Origin of the sequence: Sporolactobacillus sp. KGMB 08714 (genome assembly GCF_036598985.1) — a bacterium.
GTDB lineage: Bacteria > Bacillota > Bacilli > Bacillales > Sporolactobacillaceae > Sporolactobacillus.
Genome location: NZ_JAUUBW010000001.1, coordinates 193409 through 212764, shown reverse-complemented (window position 1 = coordinate 212764; position 19356 = coordinate 193409). Strand labels below are relative to the sequence as shown.

Below are 19356 nucleotides of genomic sequence, written 5' to 3'. Positions count from 1 at the left end.
AAGACAACCATCTATTTTTTTAACTGTTATCCGGTCTGCGAATGCTGGAAGATATTCTGATCTGAAGGGTTGTCAGTCTGATTGCTGGAGATTATTGGATTGGAATTCATGATGAGTCGGCGATCCGGCGGGCGGATCCGCTAAAAAAATAAATCCGAGCTTTCTTTGAACACACGATGAAAGGGAAAGGCTTTCACTCGAACAACAAAACAACTTGCTTCCACAGTCTAAAAGCAAACCATCAATTTGTCAAGAAAAATTCACATTTTAGCGGTCATCCTTTCTCGCATGTTCTATCTAAACACTGTTGTCAGACGGATTTCCTGGGCCGGCATTTTTAATTACAAGTTTCCCTTCGGCTCATTTTCCGCTGTACCGTCAATTGATGGCCGCCTTCTCCTGAAACCATCGATCGCTCGAAAGACGGAGAGTGTTTCCGCGACCGATAAACTGCTCCGAACGGCCGATAAGCCGTACGCAACGGCCGATCAATCACGCACAACGACCGATAAATCCGGCATAATGACCGATCAACTCCCGGCAACGGCCGATAAATCCGGCATAATGACCGATCAACTCCCGGCAACGACCGATAAATCCAGCATAATGACCGATCAACTCCCGGCAACGACCGATAAACTCCCGGCAACGACCGATAAAACCGGCATAATGACCGATAAACTCCCGGCAACGATCGATAAAACCGGCACGACGACCGATAAACTCCCGGCAACGACCGATAAATCCGGCATAATGATCGATAAACTCCCGGTGATCGATAAATCCGGCATAATGACCGATAGACTCCCGGCAATGACCGATAAAACCGGCATAATGACCGATAAACTCCCGGCAATGACCGATAAAACCGGCATAATGACCGATAAACTCCCGGGCGCGGTTGGTCCATCAGTCAGAGATGATCTCTATGCTCTGATTATTCTCATTTATTGATTCTAGTCCGTTTACTGTCGATTATTTGGTCGTTACTGACGATTTTCTGCCGGTTACTTTTGATATTTTGCACTTTGCTGATGATAAGCGGCGATTTTCACCACAACCTACGGGGATACGTGGCGGACCGAAGAGAAGGATCGGGTGTTTCCGTCATTTAACGCTTGTCCGCGCAGGATAGCTCCCTTTTCAGCGGAATACATCGCCTCCGCAGGAACATTCGGGGGAATAGACTGCCGCCCCTGCAAACCTAATGCATTCACGCCTTGTTTCGACTGGATATATGAGTTGAGGCGATACCCGTGATTTTAATTTTTCATCTGCCTCATGTGTTTTCCACAAATCGATAGCCGACTCCCGGTTCCGTGATGATCACTTTGGGTTTTGTCGGATTTTCTTCTATTTTCTTGCGTATATGCCCGATGTAGACACGAAGATAGTTGCTGTCGGTATTGATCAGCTGTCCGCCCCAGACCTGCTTAAGCAGCTGGCGATGTGTCATGACACGTCCGGCATGTGTGGCCAGCAGCCTGAGCAGCTCATATTCTGTGGGCGTGAATTTGACTGATTTCTTGTCGACCCAGACCATCCGGCGGGACAGATCGATCACCAGGCGTCCGAAATCGAGCACCGGTTTTTCTTCCGTTTTAGCCGTATGTCTTAAGGCGACCTTGATCCTGGCAATAAGCTCGCCCATGCCGAACGGTTTGGTTACATAATCGTCGGCTCCGCTTTCCAGAGCCAGAATCTTATCCTCTTCGCGTTCTTTGACCGTCAGAATGATCACGGGGATCTGCGACCATTCACGAATCGTCTTTAATACGCCGATACCCGAGCCGTCCGGCAATCCCAAATCGAGCACGATGAGATCCGGACGGACTGTCGAAGCCTGGCGGATGCCCTCCTCGCCGTTTGCTGCTTCAAAAATTTCAAAATGGTAGGCGCGCAGCGCGACACTCAATAATTTGCGTATCTGTGCTTCATCGTCAATAATTAATAATCTTGCTCCTGAACTGTCCGTCAACAGTCGACACCTCCGTTTGCAATCGTCCCCGCCTCATTTTTCATTGACGTCTTCCGCAGGAAGGCTGATGAAGACGGTGATGCCCCGATCAGGATTCTGCTTCGCCCGGATGTTCCCGCCGTGAGCCTTTATGATTCCCCTGGCAATGGCTAACCCGAGCCCGGTCCCCGGGACGTGCGCATCCGTTTTCAGCCGGTAAAATTTATCAAAAATATGATCCAGCTCGTTGAGCGGAACGCCGATGCCCTGATCTTTAACACTAATTTCAATAGTATCACCTTTTTGATAGGCTGAAAGACTGATCCGGCTGTCGGCGGCAGAATATTTAACTGCATTGCTCAGTATATTGACCAGCATCTGTTCAATTAACAGTTCATCAACCTGCACAGGCGGCAGCGATTCGTTGATTTCCACCTTCAATTCACGATTTTCAAGAGAATCTTCGATCTGCCGGATTGAAACGCCTATGATATCTTCCAGGTCGCACCAATGGCGGTTTAAATGAAGCATACCGCTTTCCAGACGGACCATGCCGAGTAAATTTGTAATCAGCCGGTTCATTCTCGCGGCGCCCTGGCGTATCGTCGCCAGCAGCTCCCGTCTGTCCTCCGGAGTGAAAACTTCATCCGGATCGGACAGAGCCGTGACCGAGCCGGTGATAGTTGAAAGCGGCGTCCGCAGCTCATGAGAAATCGAATCGAGAAGAATGGTGCGCAGCTTCTCCGACTCTGCGGCCAGCTGCGCTTTCTTCGCCTCCTCCTGCAGTTTAATGCGCGCAACGGCCGTCGCAACCAGATCGGCGATTGCTTCGACCATTTTTTTGTGTTCCAGCGAAGAACCGGGGAAGGGAAAATCTCCGTAATGAATCACAAAAACACCGTGGACCTGGTCTTCCGTCCGCAGCGGTAAAAATAAGCCGGAAGATTCGCCCAGCGTTTGTGTGCCGCGGCCGGCCATTTCCCCATGGCGGTACACCCACTTGGCGATGAAATCGCTCCCTTTCAGCTTTGCCCAGTCGGCCGTGTCCGAACAGGCCGCCATGTCCAGTTCATCGCTTTTATCGGGTAAATAGATGGCCGCCTGAAAACCGATCTTATCCGCTATCTGCAAAACGATGCGATGAAGCGTCGATTTCAATTCATCGACAACCGTCATCTCACGGCTCAGTGTATACAGAGTCAGAGTCATTTTTTCATTTTCCCTGGCTTCTTTCAGCTGATTTCTCAATTTCGACGATAAGCTTGCCGTCAGCATCGCAACAATCAGGAAGACGGCAAATGAAAGCAGATAACGCAGGTCCGCGACCGTAAAGCTCTGAACAGGCGGGACGAAGAAAAAATCAAAAGAAAGCATGCTGACCAATGAAGCATAAACTCCCGGCCCCATGCCCCATCGCGTGGATCCTACCAGAACGGGCAATAAAAATAAAAGAGCGACGTTGACGAGATCATTGGCCGATCCGATCAGCCGCAGCAGCAAAGTCAGCACGATGATCATGCCCGTTAAAATCAAATAGGGTGTCCATTCAGCGGAATGCTCCGGAAAGATATAATTGATCGAGTCTGTCCGGCTTTCCCGCCGTCCCGGGATCACATGGAACGTTATGTCCTCTCCTTTTCGAATGACTTGATCAACGACAGAAGGACGCACCCATTCCATGATTCTCGAATATTTCGGTTTGCCGATCACAATATGCCGGACATCGTGTTTCCTCGCAAAAGAGATAATTTCGTCGGATATTCGGGTTCCGGAAACTGTAAACGTTTCGGCGCCCAGGTTCTCGGCGGTCCGTAGATTCCTGGATATTTCCATACGATCCTTCATTGTTTTCGGCACCCTTTGCGGGGTATCTACATACAGGGCGATCCACTTTATTTTTAAATCAACGGCCATCTGCCGCGCCGACCGGATCAATTCTCTGGAAAAAGGACTGCCGCTGACGCAAACCATCATTTTCCCCCCGGCCGTATTTCGGCCTTCCATTTGTTCTTCACCTGCCTTCGTTTCTTTATCGATTCGTGCATTCCCCGACTGCCGCCTTTTTTGAGCCATTTTCACCGTTTTCCTCCCTCGTATTGATCGGAAGCCGACTGTCTGTCTCGAAATCCCTCAAAAAAGAAGAAACATCAGTCCCCTGATGTTTTCAATTTTTTTCCCTTGCCGCTTGTTTAATTTATGCTATCATTTTGATCGTTCTTTGGAAAGACCTCCAGTAATTTAATACGATGTGACTGGTCTACCTTTTGAATAAAATCGGCAACATCCTCTCGATTTTCACACACAGCCGTGTGAACGAGCCAGGTTGAGAATCTTTTAACGTGGACGGCCGATATATAGAGCGGGTAGTGTTTTCTTGAACGGACAACATACCAGCCGGGCTTCATTTTTTTCCAGGGCGATTCCCGGACGCCGAAAAGGCGGAGCCGCGACCGTTTGCCCCAGTCCTCATCTTTTTGCGTCTTTCTAATGAATGCATAGATCTCCTGCAGGTGGGCGTCGTCCCGCCGGGCAGGCGCTCCGTTCCGGATCTTTGTTCTTACTGCCTTTTCATTATCCGCAAAAGCATAACTCGTAACGATAATCTCTTCCGCATCGACTGTCCAGGCGGCCCCGAACCAGCGATAATGCAAAGAAAAAATATCCAGATAGTCTTGGCCTGTTCCGAAATAAAGACGTTTAAAATTTCTATTCATGATCATTACCTCTTGAATTGGCGACGACGTGCAGATTGACAAACTCCGCGTGCAGCAGGACATAAACCACCGGATTGCGTTTAAACTTATCAAGAAAACGGCGGACGGGAAGCGGCTGGCCGAGAACGATTTGTTCCGCTTGCAGTTCTGCGGCCGTTTTTACAATCGTTTCTCCCACCCGGTTTTCAGGTGCTTCTTTGCTGAGAAACGTTGCCTGAAGCTGTTCGCTGAGCTGCTTCATGGTCTCCAGATCCCGTTTTTCTTTTTCCAGCAAAGGTTCATCCGATACGACCGCAAGGACATACAGTTCTGCGTGGTAACGGTCGGCAATGCGCCAGCCTCTTCGGATCAATTTCTCCGAATGGGGCCGGTAGTTGACGCAGGTAAGAATCCGGGGGATTTTCCCAAGGCCGCCGCGCTGCCGGTCCAGACTCTGATCGACATTGTCGGCGACTTCAAACAGAGCCAGTTCGCGAAGGACCGATAAGTTTCCCAGGCGGAAAAAGTGATCCATCGCATAGTCGATCTTATCTTTTGCATAAACTTTGCCTTGTGCCAGCCGAAGCTGAAGCAGTTCGGGAGTAACATCCATCAGCCTGATTTCTTCCGCCTGATCGATAAACCAGTCGGGGACGCGTTCTTTGACTTTTATGCCGGTAATATGTTCCACTGTGTCGCGCAGGCTTTCGAGATGCTGAATATTGACGGCCGTCACCACATCGATACCGTGTTCCAGAATATACAGGATATCCTGATACCTTTTCTCTCTCTCGCTGCCGGGAACATTCGTATGGGCCAGCTCATCAATCAGGACAATTTTCGGATGGCGGCGGATGATTGCTTCGGTATCCAGCTCCTTATAGCGACGCCCGTTATAATCAACCACCCGCTGCGGAAGCTGTTCCAGACGGCCGGTCTGATCGGCCGTTTCTTTTCTTCCGTGGGTTTCAATCAGCCCGATCACGATATCTGCACCTTTTAACAGCCGCTCATTGGCATCCTGCAGCATTTTATAGGTCTTTCCGACACCCGGTGCCGAACCGATATAAATCGTCAGCCGTCCCCGGCGGTTTTTCCGATCGTGTGAAAGGCCGGTCTGCTGAATCGGGCGGGTCGCATCCCTGAATAGATAGGGCCTGCCCCCTTCTTTCCAGCCGATGATATGAAGATCGGCGTATTTCATATTCAGCAATAAATACTTAACCGGATTGGAGTCCCAGAATCTCCAGCTTCGCGTAGAATGGGTCTGGCCGACGACAATCTGTGTCACGCCGAGGCGGCCGGCAACGTCCATCACGACCTTGCCGAGTGCCCGGCCGCCGCGCTGTTCGACAAGGTACCTGGCCCGGCAGAAGTCCGCCAGGCTTCTGAGTTTGTTAATTCTATCTTTATTTTTTTTAGATAAATCCTCCTCGGGCATTTCCAGGATGGTCAGAATAAACAGATCGGCCTTCATTCTTCGGGCCATCCGGCAGCCCTTTCTGATCAGGACCGCCGAACGCGCCAGAAAACTTGTACAGACGAGAATCACTTCTTTGGCGCCGACCGGTCCCGGTATGTTCCGGCGCTCAAACGATCTCTGAAATTGATTGTCGACGGTATCGGCAACGACACGTAACGTCAGCTCGCGCAGCGCAGACAGATTCTCTTTCTTGAAAAAGTGATTCAGCGCCTGATTAACCATCCCTTTGCGAAAAATATTTCCGTCTCTCATTCTCTGCCGCAGTGTTTCCGGCGGTACATCGATCACTTCGATTTCGTCGGCGCTTTCGATCAAAGACTGGGGAACAATTTCCCGGACTTCGACTCCCGTTATTTTTTCCGCTTCGCGATAGGTGCCTTCAAGATGCTGAACATTAACCGTCGTCAGGACATCGATGCCGTGTTCCAGAATATATTCGACATCCATGTACCGCTTGGAAAACCGTGAACCCGTCAGATTCGTATGGGCCAATTCATCGACAACAACGGCGGCCGGCCGCCGTTCAATAATGGCGTCGACATCCATCTCTTCGAACAGCCGCTTCTGGAATGTCACTTTTTTACGCGCGATAATTTCCAGATCGCCTATCTGTTCCGCCGTTTCTTTCCGGTGATGGAGCTCGACGAAACCGACGACAACATCCGTCCCTTTCCGCAAAAGGTCATTGGCCTCTTTCAGCAGTTTATAGGTTTTCCCCGAACCGGCAGCCGCCCCGATAATGATTTTTAAATTTCCTTTTCGCTTAACCGAATGATTTTCTTCAAGGCTCTTTTCATCCAGCTGTTCCGGATTCTTCTCCACGTACGCTCACTCCTTATCATTTCCGGAGGATCGGATTGGAAGGACATCGGAAAAGGGCAGGGTTCCCGAACAATTTCCCAGGAGAATAGGGATCACGTTCGCTTACCGGCCCAGCTTCGTCTGAAGCGCCAGATTCAGATCGAGCACATTCACGGCCGGCTCTCCGAAAATCCCCAGAAACCGATTATTGGTCCCTTTTGAAACGAGATCCTGCAAATATTTTTCACTCAACCCGGTCGCTTTTGCTATACGCGGGATTTGCAGCCGGGCATTTTCGATCGAGATATCCGGATCAAGGCCGGACCCGGAGGTTTCAACCATATCCGCCGGTATCGACTGACTCGCCGGTGCGCCGTCCTGCTTCTTCACAAGCGCGATATTCCCGCCGATCTCTTTAATCAGAGCCGGATTGGTCGGACCGAGATTCGATCCCGCCGAACCATTGGCGGCATAGTCAACCGCCGACGGCCTCGAATGAAAATAACGCGCACTGGTAAACGACTGAGCAATTAATCGGGAGCCGACAATGGTTCCGTTGTGCTTCTCCATACTCCCCTGTGCCTGATAGGGAAACAGTAAATTACCGATCAGACCGATAACAAGCGGATAGATCAAGCCTAATAAAACTGCGAAAACGACGGTGACTCTGATGGAACGCCAGACATTTGTCATCCGTGTACCCTCCTAAATGTTTGCTATTCCCAAAGCAGTGATTATGATGTCGATCAGCTTAATGCCTAGAAACGGAGCAATGATGCCGCCGACGCCGTAGATCATCAGGTTTCTCATCAACAAGGCGGTGGCGCCGATCGGCTTGTATTTGCTGCCCTTCATGGCCAGCGGAATCAGCGCCGGAATAATTAAAGCGTTAAAAATGATAGCCGACAGGATCGCGCTTTTCGGGCTTGTCAATCCCATGATATTCAAAACCTGCAGCTGCGGAAGGATGGTCGCGAACATGGCCGGAAGAATGGCAAAATACTTGGCAACGTCGTTGGCGATCGAAAATGTCGTAATGTTGCCCCGGGTGATGAGCAGCTGTTTCCCGATCGAAACGACTTCAATCAGCTTCGTCGGATCGGAATCGAGATCGACCATATTGCCGGCTTCTTTGGCAGCCGTCGTGCCGGTATTCATCGCCAGGCCGACGTCCGCCTGCGCAAGAGCGGGCGCATCGTTTGTCCCGTCTCCGGACATCGCCACCAATTTTCCCTGGCTCTGTTCCTGCTTAATCAGGCGCATCTTGTCTTCCGGCTTCGCTTCTGCGATAAAATCATCGACACCTGCTTCGAGAGCAATCGTTGCGGCGGTCAATGGATTATCGCCCGTACACATCACCGTTTTGATCCCCATCTTCCGCAATTCTTCAAAGCGCTGGCGCATGCCCGGCTTAATAATGTCTTTCAGATAAATCAGGCCGAAAACTTCCTGGTTTTTAATAACGGCGAGCGGCGTCCCGCCTTCTTTAGCAATCTGTTCCGTTTTCGCATCAAGATCTTCCGGGATGCGGCCGCCTTTATTTTTGACATATTGTTTGATCGCGTCAACCGCCCCTTTGCGGACCACGGTTCCATCGGGCAGATTCAGACCGCTCATGCGTGTATCCGCACTGAATGCGACATTCTCGGCATCGTTATAATCTTCGCGCAGCAGGCCGACATCGTTTTTCTTGGCCAGATCGACAACCGACCGTCCTTCCGGCGTTTCGTCAAACAATGACGAAAGGACGGCCACATTGACTAGTTCTTTTAAATTGTGGGAACCGACAGGAATAAAATCGCTCGCCAGCCGGTTGCCGATCGTAATCGTACCGGTTTTATCAAGAATCAGCGTATTCACATCACCGGCCGCTTCAACGGCTTTGCCTGATTTGGCCACGACATTGAAGCGGATGATCCGGTCCATTCCGGCAATGCCGATTGCCGAAAGCAGCGCGCCGATCGTCGTCGGAATCAGGCAGACAAGCAGAGCAATCAATGACACAGTGTCAATGGAGCCCTTAACAAAATTAGCAAACGGACTCAGCGTTATGACGACAATCAGGAAGATTAAAGTCAGACCGGCAAGCAGAACGGTCAATGCGATTTCATTCGGCGTCTTCTGCCGGGTTGCACCCTCGACCAGCCCGATCATTTTATCAAGGAAGGATTCCCCGGGATTGACCGCCACTTCAATTACCAATTGGTCGGACAGCAATTTCGTTCCTCCGGTCACCGAACTGAAATCGCCGCCCGCGCCGCGGATGACCGGAGCCGATTCGCCTGTGATTGCCGATTCGTCCACACTTCCGATCCCCTCTTTAACCTCGCCGTCAGCCGGTATCATTTCTCCGGCCAGGACGCGGATGACGTCGCCCTTGCGCAGCGTCGAGGCCGGGACGCTTTCATAAGTACCGTCCGGGCGCCGCCGCTGGGCCGTCAGATCCGTCTTGGTCCGGCGCAGCGATTCTGCCTGCGCCTTCCCGCGCCCCTCCGCAATTGCTTCGGCAAAATTCCCGAATAAGACGGTGATTAGCAAAATGAAACTGATAACGGCATTAAACGGAATCTGCGCTGCACCGTAATGGCCGCCGAAAAGATTGGGGACGAAACTGAGCAGCAAGGTTACGACAAAACCGATTTCAACGACGGACATGACAGGATTTTTAACCATCACGCGCGGATCAAGTTTTTTAAATGAATCGACAACTGCCATCTTAAAAATGCCTTTATTAATCGATTGATTTTTGTTTGACATTCGTTAGGACTCCTCCCTATTCGTTCCTATTCATCACAGCTACTTACTCAGCATTCCGGACCACATCTGTAAGTGCTCGGCAATGGGTCCGAGAGCAAGGGCCGGAAAGAACGTCAAGGCACCGACGATCAGGGCAACGGCCACGAAGACACCGCCGAATGCAAAGGTGTCCGTTCTCAGTGTGCCCGCCGATTCCGGGACGACCGGTTTTCGTATCAATGAACCGGCAATCGCAAACATGGCAGCGATGCTTATATAGCGTCCTAAGAGCATCACAAGGCCAAGCATGATGTTATAAAAGGGTGTGTTTCCGCTCAGCCCGCCGAAAGCCGAGCCGTTATTCGCCGCCGCCGAGCTGAAGGCATAAAGAACCTCCGAAAAACCATGCAGACCCGGATTGGCAATACTCGCCACACCGGTTTTTGTCACCAGCGCAATAGCGCTCGCAAACAGAATGAGGAAGGGGTGGACCAGCAGGGCCAGTGTCGCCAGCTTGATTTCCCGCGCTTCGATCTTCTTGCCGAAAATTTCCGGTGTCCGACCGACCACCAGGCCGCAGATGAATACGGTAATGATCAGGTACATGATAATATTCAGCAGGCCGACCCCTTTCCCGCCGAAGACCATGTTCAGCATCATGAACAGCATCGGGACGAATCCGCCGAGCGGCGTCAGGCTGTCATGCATCATATTGACAGCACCGGTTGTGAATGCGGTCGTCGCACCGGCGAATAGGCTGTCAAGCGGCAGCCCGAAACGCACTTCCTTTCCTTCCATCGAGACATTCGAAATCCCGAGCAGCTTGTGCAGAATCGGGTTGCCGGCCGTCTCGCTCCAATAAACGAGCAGGACCCCAAGGAAGAGCATCCCGACGAGGCAGGCGTAAAGAATAAAGGCCTGACGCCGCTTTTTCAAAAAACGGCCGAATGTAAAAAGCAATGCGGTCGGAATTACAGCCATGGCTAAAATCTCAAGAATATTGGTGATTGTATTTGGATTTTCGAACGGGTGAGCCGAATTGGCGTTAAAAAAACCGCCGCCGTTTGTTCCCAGTTGCTTGATTGCTTCGAGTGAGGCAACCGGTCCGCGGGAAATCGTCTGGACCGCGCCCTGCAGTGTGTGCGCCGTCTGGGCGCCGCTGAACGTCTGCGGCAGGCCAAGGCCGACAAAGACGATCGCCAGGATAAAGGCAAGCGGCAGGAGCAGCCGTGTATGCACTTTGACAAAGTCGACCCAGAAATTGCCGAACGACTTTCCTCTGTTGCCGACGAGTCCGCGCAAAAACGCAATCACGGCAACAAGCCCGGTGGCCGCCGCCGTAAATTGCAAATACGTGATCGCCATCGTCTGGCTCAGATAGGAGAGCGTCGATTCGCCGCCGTAGTTCTGCCAGTTCGTATTGGTAATAAACGAAGCGGCCGTATTAAAAGCCAGGTCCCAAGGTACGGCAGCCTGATGATCGGGGTTAAGCGGCAGCCATTGCTGCAGCCTCAGAATCAGGTAAACAAAAATGACCATTACAAAGTTAACGAGGAGCAAAGCTTTTAAGTAGCTCTTCCAATTCATTTCTACGGCAGGCTTAATCCCCGACAACCTGTAGATCAGTTTTTCACAGGGCGCATAGACAACTTCCAGCCTGCTGCGCCGGTCCGTGAACATCTTGTAAATGTAACCGCCTAATGGAACGGCGATTAGGAGTATAAGCCCAAGCACCAGCAGAATTTGTATGATTCCCAGCCAAGTCAACTACATCCTCTCCTTTTCGCGAAGAACGCCGTGTTCTTTCAAAACTTTTCCGGATAGAAAATTACATAAGTCAAATACATCATCAGCAGAATGGAAAGAATCAGCAGTACCCACATTTTTCTCACCTCACGTCAAGCTTTGTCGAATATCCGGATGAACAGAGCAAACAGCAAAAAAGTAACAACAAAGAGTCCCAGTGATACAAGATCGCCCATCAGTGATTCACTCCCCCGTTTCGTAAGATGCAGAAGCCACTTTGCCTATTGCCCATTTATTTTAAAATGCTTTTGCGTAAAAATAGTGTGAAGGATTTGAGCCGCGGTATAAAAAAAACGTAAAAATAGATGGATGATTCCATAGAAACGGCCGCAACGGCTGCGGCTGTCTGATCGATCATCCGAATTATGTTGTAGATTTCCCTGTTCGGGGCGGATTATTAGTCCGGGCGGATTTTCCGGCAAATCCGGATAATAACAGTCAGCAGCCGGGAAAAGTCTTTTTGAGGAGCCGAATTCTCAGCGATCTGTTAATGCTGTTTAATAGATAACCGCTGCTGACGAGGGGCTGATATATATCAGCTTTGTTGAAAGCAAGGATGGGAAAAAACAGGAAGGCGAAACAAAATCATAAAAGCGGCCCGTACCGCACCATAACGAACTCCCCGGGCAATTTCCCGTTTAACGTGACAGCGGCTTCGGGACGGCGGCACAAATAAAGCGGACGGCCGCAGAAGATGAGCAGAAAATGAACAAAGTACCCGGCTGAGGACGGCGGTACAATAGCAGAAAGACAAAAACCCGAGTCTCGTTTAATTCTCATCAGTTTCTAATCAAATGTTTCTTAAAATTACTTTATAATAGGGTATCGGGAACAGGCAATCACAGATAGAGACGGAATTTAAATGTTTTTCGTCCGGACAAGCATTATGAATTCAATTCAGAAGGGATCCATTCATTTATGACCATTTTGCAAACATTGATTTTTGCGATCATTCAGGGAATCTCCGAATTATTTCCAGTCAGCAGCGTTGCCCACGGAGTTTTTGTCCCGTACGTGTTTCATTGGAATTTAGGTCCTGAATTTCTTCAGCAGCACTTTCTGTCCTACGTCGTGATGCTTCATCTGGGTACAGCGATTGCCCTGTTTATATTTTTCTGGAGGGAATGGGTTGACATGATCCGTTCGATCTTCATAGGCAACAGAAAAGTCCTGCTGCTCCTGATTGTGGCAACGATTCCGGCGGCGGTGATCGGTTTGGTGCTTGAAAAACCGCTGACGCGAATTTTCAGCAACGTGACCAGCGCATCCATTTTTCTGATTCTTAACGGCTTCTTCCTTTTCTATGGAGAAAAACTCCGGTCGAAAGGAACCAAAGAAATTCAGGATCTGACAATGAAACAGGCTCTTATTGTCGGCCTGTTCCAATCACTGGCGCTTGTCCCCGGTTTCTCCCGTTCCGGATCCAGTATGACCGCCGGATTCTGGATGGGGTTAAAACATGAATCAGCCGCCCGCTTCTCGATGCTGATGGCAACGCCGATCATTGCCGGCGCGAGCATACTGGAAATTCCGAAATTAGTCAAGTCGGGAACGCACGGACTGCTTCAAATGTCTTTATTAGGCGGTTTTGCGGCAGGTATTTTCGCTTTCCTCAGTGTCTGGATTCTGATGAAATGGTTTAAGAGAAAGGAAATCCAGGCCATGCGCCCGTTTGCCTATTATTGCTGGATTGCCGGGGCGCTCATTTTACTCAGCCGGCTTCTGTTCGCCTGAGCGAACAGACACTGATCAGCGGGCAGGCCGCGGAAAGATAACCGGCGTTTCTTTTACCGTCCTGATCCACTGCCGGTCAAAAAAAGAAAAGGAGTATCTTTGCAGCTCATTGACTCTTTTGCAGAACAATAATCGGCACGGGCGGCAGTATCTCCCTTGAAAGGCGATATCATGCACGAAAAGGCATTAAATTCCGGAAGCATCCGATATTTTTTCCGATCGGCCGCACATTTCAGATGAAATTGTGCCGAAAATCGACAGCAACCAGCAGAGTATCGCCAGTCAGCCGCCAAAGCTGCCGTAAGACACAAACGATCAACAGAAAGAGCCAAAGAATCGACAAGTTCGAATAATCAGAACTATAAAGGGACCCTTTGTAGACGTTAATTGCTTGATTTTAACAGCAGCGGGACCATCATCCTGAGCGGGCCGATGCGTGACAGAAACATTGGATTGTATTTTACCGACTCGAGTGAGCAAGAAGGATCATCATTAACAAAAATACGCGAAATAGCGGAACCCTCCTTTATATGCTGTATATCCGGTAAAAGGAGGGGGTTTTTTATACCGAAATGTTTCTAGACGTCGAGCCGTCTGACTCTGAATAAATAATTTCCCGAGGATTTTCTGATCGATAAAAGGATGCCGATCAGGATCATATTGGAAAAAACAGAGCTTCCCCCATAGGACAAAAAAGGCAGCGATATGCCTTTCACCGGCATCAGGCCGACATTCATACCGATGTTTTGAAAAATCTGGAGAGCCAATATGACCATCGCCGCGGAGCAGAAACAAGTGCCGAACAGTGATTCCGCCAGGCAGGCAATCACGAGCATGCGGTACATCAGCAGGATAAACAGAAAGATAACAAGGCCGACAACGAGAAAACCGCCCTCCTCAGCAATCGAAGCAAAAATAAAATCTGTCGGTTTTTCAGGGATATAAACATTCCCCTTTCCGATCCCCTTCCCGCCTAATTCACCGCTTCCTACCGCAATTAGCGCCTGCTGCGCCTGATACGACTGATCGGAGTGCCCGGCCGGAGAAAGCCAGCCGACAATACGCGCCTGCTGATGCGGGCTCAGCAGAGGAATCAGCTTGTGATAGAGAATGTCAGGCCGCTGAAAATAGATGTACATCAGCAGAACGGCCAAAGCAGCCGGAATCATCGTCAGAAACAGGATTATCTTTTTCTGCACCCCGGACATCAGAATGACCGTGATACTGCCGGCCAGATACAAAAACACCATGCCCGTGTCCGGCTGCACATAAACAAAGAAGGACGGCGGAAGCGTGATCAATAAAATTTTAGCGATTAACAGAAAATCCGAGCGGACCGTCCTGATCGGATAAGCGGAATGATGTTTGCCGGCGATGCTTGCCGCCAGGATCAGAAGCGCAACCTTAAAAAATTCAGACGGTTGCAGGGAACCCAGAAAAGGGATACTGTACCATCTTTTAGCGCCGAGAATGTAAGGCGCAATCGAAGAAGGCAAAAGCGGAAGCAGGACGATGGCCGCAAAACTGATCAGATAAAAGGGCCACGCCAACTTTTCAATCTGATCCGAATCAAGGCAGACAAAAAGAACCAGCAGTATGATGCCGATCGCATAGTTGATCCCCTGTTTCAGGGCAAAATTTTGATTTCCGTAAAACCCCGATTGCTGGCTGCTGTGAATAAAAACGATGCTCAGGATGGCCAGCGCACTGACAATCAGCAGGATGGGCAGATCTATTTTTCTGGCGAGCGTATGTACCATGTTTGTGGCTCCTCATTGGCTCGTTTGCAAGCGCAGCCGTCTTTTTTGCATCAGACTGACCGGACGCAAACGACACCTTAAGACTATTATTCAACAGTGAATAGTGATTTCTGCATGAAACGGTCTTTTTTATTTTACCACTTTGAAAGCGCCTTTCATGGCGCTTTTTTAAGGAAAAACGTATGAATGGTGATAAACGCAGGCAGGATTCGTAATGACGGCGTCCGGAACGGATTCGTTTTGAGCCGGCTCTTGTCATTTCCGATACCTTGTTCTATACTGATAACTGTGCATAGTGTGTATTCCGTATATTATCCTGTATAACAGTTATCAAGAGGTTATTTCATGAAAATTGTCTTAACAAACATCTCCGATCAACCTTTATATCAACAAATTAAAGAACAGATCAAGACGGCCGTTTTCAATAAGGATTTAAAAGAAGGCGAACAGCTGCCCTCGATCCGCTCATTGGCCAATGATCTGCATGTCAGCGTTCTGACGACGAAGAGAGCCTATACGGAGCTGGAGGCCGAAGGATTCGTGATTACCCGGGCAGGCAAGGGGTCTTATGTGGCTCCGGAGAACTTGGAACTGTTCATGGAATCGAAACGGCGCCGGGTAGAGGCAGGGCTTGCCGAGGTCTGCCGGACGGCGCGCAGCTTAGGTATAAGCAAAGAAGACCTTCACACGATGCTGGATCTGCTATTTGAGGAGGACGATGGAAAATGACCCCGGTTTTAGAAGTCATGAATCTCAATAAAACATTCGCGAACTTCCGATTGAAAAATGTTACCTTTTCACTTAATCAAGGCTGCATCACCGGATTTATCGGTACGAACGGTTCCGGAAAAACGACAACGATCAAGGCGATTCTCGGCCTCATTCTCAAAGATTCCGGAAGCATCAAGTTTTTGGGCAAGGACATGGCAAAATACGAAAGGAAGGCGAAAGACCGGATCGGTTTTGTCTTCGATGAAGGCTACTTTTATGAAGAGATGACGCTTAAAGAAATGAAAAGTGTGATTGCCCCCGCTTACAGCGGCTGGGACGAAACCGTTTTTTTAAACTACATCAAAAGCTTCGGCTTAAAATTAAACCAGAAAATCGCGACGCTGTCCAAGGGGATGCGGATGAAGTATGCAGTCGCTCTGGCGCTTTCGCACCACGCGGACCTGCTGATCATGGACGAACCGACGAGCGGCCTCGACCCGTTAATCCGGAGTGAATTAATGGACATACTGCTCGATTTCATGAAGGAGGATGGGAAAAGCGTCTTTTTTTCCACGCATATTACCTCGGACCTTGATAAAATCGCCGATATGCTCATTTTGATCGATGACGGCAAAATCTTATTCAACGAAGAGAAAGATACCCTGCTCGAGACCCACGCACGGGTGAAGGGCGACAACCGGCTGATCACTGACGAAACGCGCCGATTATTTTTGACCCTGCACCAGTCCCCGTACGGCTTTGAAGGCATCGCCCGCGATAAGACAAACGTGTGCCGGTTGATGCCTGACGCATGGATCGAAAAGCCGGCAATAGAGGATATCATGCTGGCCTACATCGGAGGCGAAAAAAATGCTGATTAATCTTGTCAAAAAAGACTTTCTCCTGATTAAGAAATACCTGCTCTTTTTTATACTTTTTGTTGCCGTTGCGCCGGTCTATATGTCCTGGCAATCATCATCCAGCAGCTTTCATTCGCTTATTTTTTTTCTGGTCGCCATTGTGACGGAACTGGTCCTTTATCTTCAGATCGCAAAGCTTGAGGATCAATATAAAGGAGCCGCCCTGCTCTGTGCAACACCGTACACGCGGAATACCTTTATCGAAGCAAAATATCTTTTTCTCTTTATCGTTTTTATAGCGATGGTCGCCATCCAGATGATCATCTCGCTTATCGCGCCGACGGTCCTGGGCCGGTTAACCGTTCAGGCAGTCGCCATCACTTTCATGGCACTCAGCCTGCTGTTCGCGGTGCTGATACCTGTTCAAATCAAAATCGGCTTTGATAAAGCCAAATTGATTTTTCTTGTTATTATTTTCTTTGTACCTTTTACTATCTCTCCGGTCATTAAATGGTTCCAATCGCTGAATCTCCATTTTACAGTCCCGCTGCCCCTGCCGACGGGCATTCAGGCATGGCTTCCCATTTTCATCGGAATGGTCTTTGCGGTTGTCTCCATGCTTATCTCGCTGAAAATTTATGCAAAGAAGGATCTCTGATTTTCCTCACTGATGAAAGCGGCAAATAAGACCTTGAAAGGACGATCAATCGTGATGTGAACGGTCCCATGAGAACCCAAAGTTCCCTCGACAGAGCAGATCCGGAGCCGGAATGAATGAATGAAGGTTCCGGTATCTGGATCAAAGTGGAGGGAACTTTTATATGCAGCATCAGCATCCGGTCGGGAATCTAATCAACCGTCGTTTTATGGAAAAATGTTGCTTCTCTAATGCCCTTCAATTATTTCATCATCATTTCAAGATGGTGTTCGACTTCCGATACAATTTCTCTGACTTTAGCGCCCGCCGGCATTCTCCTGCTTAGCCGCGGGCCCTGGCCGGACCACATCGACATCCATTCCGGCCGATTAACCTTGCCTGCCGCCGCCCGGATATCTTTTGTCAATGCATTCTGAACCGGATAATCAGGCAGCAGTTTTTCTTTTCCTTCCATTAAATCAATAAAAGCGTTGCGGATGCCTCTGGCCGGTTTGCCGCTGAAGGCCGATGTGATCGCGGTTTCATTCTCAGCGCTTTTTAAGATCATCTCTTTATGGCGTTCATCAGCTCCGCTTTCCTCGCATGTGACAAACGCCGTCCCCATCTGAACCGCCTCCGCGCCCAGAACCAGCGCGGCCAGAACTCCGCGTCCGTCCATGATTCCGCCCGCCGCGATCACAGGAATATGAACCTGATCGGCAGCCTGAGGAACCAGCGCCATCGTTCCGATCATTCCCTGTTCATAAGGAACGGCAAAACTCCCGCGATGCCCGCCTGCTTCGCTTCCCTGAACAACCACCATATCCATTCCGGCCGTTTCATTCAGGATTGCCTCTTCTACCGTCGTGGCCGTACCGATCACCGCAATATGGCGATCCTTTAATCGATCGATTACGCGCTTGTCCGGAATGCCGAATGTGAATGTACAGGCCGGGACGCCTGTCTGCACAATAATTTCGATCTGCTTCAAAAATGTTTCTGACGACGGCTTAGAGGAAACGGAAGGATTGTCCAGATTCAATTTTTCACGCACAGGTCTTAAGAGCCGGTTTGATGCTTCGACTTTCCCTTCGTCCCATTCGAAGGCCTCGGGTACAAAAAGGTTAACTCCAAAAGAATGCCCGGTCAGCCGCCTGATTTCTTCGATAGCGGACCGTGTCTGCTCCGGCGTCATATAGCCGGCACCCAGCGTACCCAGTCCGCCTGCATTAGAAACGGCGGAAACGAGCTGAGGGGTTGTCGGACCGCCGGCCATCCCGGCCTGAATAATAGGATAATTAATTTTCAATCGTTTGCTGATTTCATTTTGCTGCCACATCGTCTCATCCCTCTGTTTGATATTTAGGTGGCAGCGACGAACGATTAGTGAAACAGGACTTTATTATGAAACGTCCCGGGCTGCCGAGAACGGCATAATACCGTTAAATGAAGAGTTCTTCATCCGGAAGTTTAAGTCCTTTCAGAAAAATATTTTCTTGAAAAAGCAGAAAACAAAAGGTGCTGATTGGCCAAAACCCTTAGTATACAGGCTTCGATCGGAAAATAATTCGAAACGAGTGGAATCCTGTTACTTGATTTTTGCTGATATAGTTATTACAATAACTATATTAATTGATATTATTTCCATAGATATCATATTTTCTAAGGATGTGGTCTGTATGGATCTCAGGCAGGAGGTCGTAGAATTAATCTTCAAAGTTGCCAAAAGAGGTAAGTTAAAATTAAACAGACGGCTGGCTCAACGAGGTCTGACACTGCCGCAGTATTTTGTGATGAAGGTGCTTTACGAAAGAGCACACAAAGAAAAAAGGACGATTTCCCCGGCGGATCTTTCAGCCCTGACAGGTATTTCCCGCTCAACCATGACGGGCATTATCGATCGGCTCGAAAAAAACCGGCTCATCGAGCGAAAACAAAATCCTCAGGATCGCCGATCGCAGAATATTATATTTACCGAAAAGGGCCGGAAACTTGTTCAGGAACTCGGCCTGATAGCGGATGAGATCAGAAACGAGCCGCTCAGGGCGCTCTCCGAAGAACAGCTGCTGAACTTAAGAGAGGACCTGGTTCTTATTGAAAGTTATTTAAAAGATCATGAAACCGAAGAAAACAGACATCTTAAAAGTGAGGAGCCGAAATGCTGAAACAATGAGCGCC

The 19356-nt window shown here is 49.5% G+C and carries 16 protein-coding genes; 6 read left to right on the top strand and 10 right to left on the bottom strand.

Going from position 1 to position 19356, the window contains the following annotated elements:
• The first annotated feature begins 288 nt into the window (after positions 1–288).
• Complete coding sequence (locus Q6A92_RS00990) at positions 289–954, top strand: hypothetical protein (protein WP_332236744.1); 666 nt, start codon at positions 289–291, stop codon at positions 952–954.
• Between the two features lie 325 nt (positions 955–1279).
• Here Q6A92_RS00990 and Q6A92_RS00985 read toward each other — a convergent pair whose 3' ends face one another.
• The 8 genes from Q6A92_RS00985 to kdpF form a co-directional block, all read right to left on the bottom strand.
• Entirely contained in the window at positions 1280–1981 is a 702-nt protein-coding gene (locus tag Q6A92_RS00985) for a response regulator (protein WP_443029670.1), read from the bottom strand.
• A gap of 30 nt (positions 1982–2011) precedes the next feature.
• Positions 2012–4030, bottom strand: a complete 2019-nt coding sequence (locus Q6A92_RS00980) for a DUF4118 domain-containing protein (RefSeq protein ID WP_332236743.1) — start codon at positions 4028–4030, stop codon at positions 2012–2014.
• Between the two features lie 116 nt (positions 4031–4146).
• Positions 4147–4671, bottom strand: a complete 525-nt coding sequence (locus Q6A92_RS00975) for a hypothetical protein (protein ID WP_332236741.1) — start codon at positions 4669–4671, stop codon at positions 4147–4149.
• Positions 4664–6955: a universal stress protein gene (locus tag Q6A92_RS00970; RefSeq protein ID WP_332236740.1), complete on the bottom strand. Its 2292-nt coding sequence runs from the start codon at positions 6953–6955 to the stop codon at positions 4664–4666. The genes Q6A92_RS00975 and Q6A92_RS00970 overlap by 8 nt, the downstream gene beginning before the upstream one ends.
• Before the next feature lie 102 nt (positions 6956–7057).
• Complete coding sequence (kdpC, locus tag Q6A92_RS00965; protein ID WP_274400146.1) at positions 7058–7627, bottom strand: potassium-transporting ATPase subunit KdpC; 570 nt, start codon at positions 7625–7627, stop codon at positions 7058–7060.
• Positions 7628–7639: 12 nt separating this feature from the next.
• Entirely contained in the window at positions 7640–9691 is a 2052-nt protein-coding gene (gene kdpB / locus Q6A92_RS00960; protein WP_274400145.1) for a potassium-transporting ATPase subunit KdpB, read from the bottom strand.
• 39 nt (positions 9692–9730) lie between these two features.
• Positions 9731–11437 (bottom strand): potassium-transporting ATPase subunit KdpA, encoded by a 1707-nt coding sequence (gene kdpA, locus Q6A92_RS00955; protein ID WP_332236739.1) that lies wholly within the window; start codon positions 11435–11437, stop codon positions 9731–9733.
• A gap of 38 nt (positions 11438–11475) precedes the next feature.
• On the bottom strand, positions 11476–11553 hold the full coding sequence (gene kdpF / locus Q6A92_RS20195; RefSeq protein ID WP_443029669.1) for a K(+)-transporting ATPase subunit F: 78 nt from the start codon (positions 11551–11553) through the stop codon (positions 11476–11478).
• Between the two features lie 841 nt (positions 11554–12394).
• Here kdpF and Q6A92_RS00950 point away from each other — a divergent pair.
• The gene (locus tag Q6A92_RS00950; protein WP_274400142.1) at positions 12395–13210 is read left to right on the top strand and encodes an undecaprenyl-diphosphate phosphatase; all 816 of its coding nucleotides are present in this window, start codon (positions 12395–12397) and stop codon (positions 13208–13210) included.
• A gap of 578 nt (positions 13211–13788) precedes the next feature.
• Here Q6A92_RS00950 and Q6A92_RS00945 read toward each other — a convergent pair.
• Positions 13789–14970, bottom strand: a complete 1182-nt coding sequence (locus Q6A92_RS00945; protein ID WP_332236738.1) for an FtsW/RodA/SpoVE family cell cycle protein — start codon at positions 14968–14970, stop codon at positions 13789–13791.
• A gap of 345 nt (positions 14971–15315) precedes the next feature.
• Here Q6A92_RS00945 and Q6A92_RS00940 point away from each other — a divergent pair, with 345 nt between their 5' ends.
• From Q6A92_RS00940 to Q6A92_RS00930, 3 genes are read left to right on the top strand one after another with little or no spacing between them, the layout of a single operon-like run.
• A complete protein-coding gene (locus tag Q6A92_RS00940) occupies positions 15316–15699 on the top strand; it encodes a GntR family transcriptional regulator (RefSeq protein WP_274400140.1) in 384 nt (127 codons plus the stop codon).
• On the top strand, positions 15696–16562 hold the full coding sequence (locus Q6A92_RS00935) for an ABC transporter ATP-binding protein (RefSeq protein ID WP_332236737.1): 867 nt from the start codon (positions 15696–15698) through the stop codon (positions 16560–16562). The genes Q6A92_RS00940 and Q6A92_RS00935 overlap by 4 nt, the downstream gene beginning before the upstream one ends.
• Positions 16552–17199: an ABC-2 transporter permease gene (locus tag Q6A92_RS00930; RefSeq protein ID WP_332236736.1), complete on the top strand. Its 648-nt coding sequence runs from the start codon at positions 16552–16554 to the stop codon at positions 17197–17199. Before Q6A92_RS00935 ends, Q6A92_RS00930 begins: the two co-directional genes overlap by 11 nt.
• 241 nt (positions 17200–17440) lie before the next feature.
• Here the strand turns inward: Q6A92_RS00930 and Q6A92_RS00925 are convergent, their stop codons facing one another.
• Positions 17441–18517, bottom strand: coding sequence for an NAD(P)H-dependent flavin oxidoreductase (locus Q6A92_RS00925; RefSeq protein WP_274400137.1), 1077 nt, complete (start codon positions 18515–18517; stop codon positions 17441–17443).
• A 340-nt stretch (positions 18518–18857) separates the two neighbouring features.
• On the opposite strand from Q6A92_RS00925, the gene Q6A92_RS00920 reads away from it, so the two are divergent.
• Entirely contained in the window at positions 18858–19343 is a 486-nt protein-coding gene (locus tag Q6A92_RS00920) for a MarR family winged helix-turn-helix transcriptional regulator (RefSeq protein ID WP_274400136.1), read from the top strand.
• The last annotated feature ends 13 nt before the right edge of the window (positions 19344–19356 follow it).

Coding starts and splice junctions, on each gene's coding strand:
- kdpF (WP_443029669.1), bottom strand. CDS start 11,553: ATGTGGGTACTGCTGATTCTTTCCATTCTGCTGATGATGTATTTGACT.
- Q6A92_RS00950 (WP_274400142.1), top strand. CDS start 12,395: ATGACCATTTTGCAAACATTGATTTTTGCGATCATTCAGGGAATCTCC.
- Q6A92_RS00980 (WP_332236743.1), bottom strand. CDS start 4,030: ATGGCTCAAAAAAGGCGGCAGTCGGGGAATGCACGAATCGATAAAGAA.
- Q6A92_RS00990 (WP_332236744.1), top strand. CDS start 289: ATGTTCTATCTAAACACTGTTGTCAGACGGATTTCCTGGGCCGGCATT.
- Q6A92_RS00935 (WP_332236737.1), top strand. CDS start 15,696: ATGACCCCGGTTTTAGAAGTCATGAATCTCAATAAAACATTCGCGAAC.
- kdpC (WP_274400146.1), bottom strand. CDS start 7,627: ATGACAAATGTCTGGCGTTCCATCAGAGTCACCGTCGTTTTCGCAGTT.
- kdpB (WP_274400145.1), bottom strand. CDS start 9,691: ATGTCAAACAAAAATCAATCGATTAATAAAGGCATTTTTAAGATGGCA.
- Q6A92_RS00920 (WP_274400136.1), top strand. CDS start 18,858: ATGGATCTCAGGCAGGAGGTCGTAGAATTAATCTTCAAAGTTGCCAAA.
- Q6A92_RS00945 (WP_332236738.1), bottom strand. CDS start 14,970: ATGGTACATACGCTCGCCAGAAAAATAGATCTGCCCATCCTGCTGATT.
- Q6A92_RS00925 (WP_274400137.1), bottom strand. CDS start 18,517: ATGTGGCAGCAAAATGAAATCAGCAAACGATTGAAAATTAATTATCCT.
- Q6A92_RS00975 (WP_332236741.1), bottom strand. CDS start 4,671: ATGAATAGAAATTTTAAACGTCTTTATTTCGGAACAGGCCAAGACTAT.
- Q6A92_RS00940 (WP_274400140.1), top strand. CDS start 15,316: ATGAAAATTGTCTTAACAAACATCTCCGATCAACCTTTATATCAACAA.
- Q6A92_RS00930 (WP_332236736.1), top strand. CDS start 16,552: ATGCTGATTAATCTTGTCAAAAAAGACTTTCTCCTGATTAAGAAATAC.